The organism is Pseudomonas sp. NPDC087358 (assembly GCF_044900785.1).
In the GTDB taxonomy this organism is placed as follows: domain Bacteria; phylum Pseudomonadota; class Gammaproteobacteria; order Pseudomonadales; family Pseudomonadaceae; genus Aquipseudomonas.
Genome location: NZ_JBJDOA010000027.1, coordinates 4,148 through 5,142 on the forward strand (window position 1 = coordinate 4,148; position 995 = coordinate 5,142).

At 53.0% G+C, this 995-nt stretch carries 3 protein-coding genes; all 3 read left to right on the plus strand.

The genetic code is table 11. From position 1 onward, the window contains the following. A partial coding sequence (locus ACI2KS_RS29525; protein ID WP_404624547.1) for a preprotein translocase subunit SecY occupies positions 1 to 343 on the plus strand: 343 nt, incomplete at its 5' end. Positions 344 to 371: 28 nt separating this feature from the next. Then, positions 372 to 488 (plus strand): 50S ribosomal protein L36, encoded by a 117-nt coding sequence (gene rpmJ, locus ACI2KS_RS29530; protein WP_002555468.1) that lies wholly within the window; start codon positions 372 to 374, stop codon positions 486 to 488. Between the two features lie 131 nt (positions 489 to 619). Next, positions 620 to 976 (plus strand): 30S ribosomal protein S13, encoded by a 357-nt coding sequence (rpsM, locus tag ACI2KS_RS29535; protein WP_404624548.1) that lies wholly within the window; start codon positions 620 to 622, stop codon positions 974 to 976. The last annotated feature ends 19 nt before the right edge of the window (positions 977 to 995 follow it).

Here is a 995-nt window from a genome sequence, read left to right on the forward strand (position 1 = left end):
GATGATGTTCAATCCGAAAGACGTAGCGGAAAACCTGAAGAAGTCCGGTGCCTTTATTCCGGGCATCCGTCCTGGTGAGCAGTCTGCGCGCTATATCGATGGCGTTCTGACTCGTCTGACCATGTTCGGTGCTCTATATATGATGGCCGTATGCCTGCTGCCCCAGTTCCTGGTGGTTGCTGCAAACGTGCCGTTCTACCTTGGCGGGACCTCGTTGCTGATCGTGGTCGTGGTTGTGATGGACTTCATGTCCCAAGTGCAATCTCACCTCGTTTCGCACCAGTATGAATCCCTGATGAAGAAAGCCAACCTGAAGGGCTACGGCAGCGGCATGCTGCGCTGAAGCACCCATAAGGTTCGAGGAGTTGGTGATGAAAGTTCGTGCATCGGTGAAAAAGCTGTGCCGTAACTGCAAGATTATTCGCCGCGAAGGTGTGGTTCGAGTAATTTGCAGCGCGGAACCACGTCACAAGCAGCGCCAAGGCTGAGTGTGATCTGTGCTAAAAGCCCAGCAGCTAGTGCGCTGCTGGGTTGATTATTTGTTATTACAGCGATATTATCTCGCGCCCTATTTCTTGGCTTCCGGGGCGTAGGTAGCTGTCAATTGGAGTCCCACTGAATGGCCCGTATTGCAGGCGTTAACATTCCAGATAACAAGCATACTGTTATCTCGCTGACCTACATCTATGGTGTTGGTCGCACGACTGCACAGAAAATCTGTGCTACCACCGGGGTTAACCCGGCGGTAAAGATCAAAGATCTGAGCGACGAGCAGATTGAACAGCTGCGTGGCGAAGTCGCGAAGTTCACCACTGAAGGTGATCTGCGTCGCGAAATCAACATGAAAATCAAGCGCTTGATGGACCTCGGTTGCTATCGCGGTCTGCGTCATCGTCGTTGTCTTCGAGTACGCGGTCAGCGTTCCATGACTAACGCGCGTTCCCGTAAAGGTCCGCGTATGCCGTTCGGCTTGTAATCGCCCCTGCGAATCGACA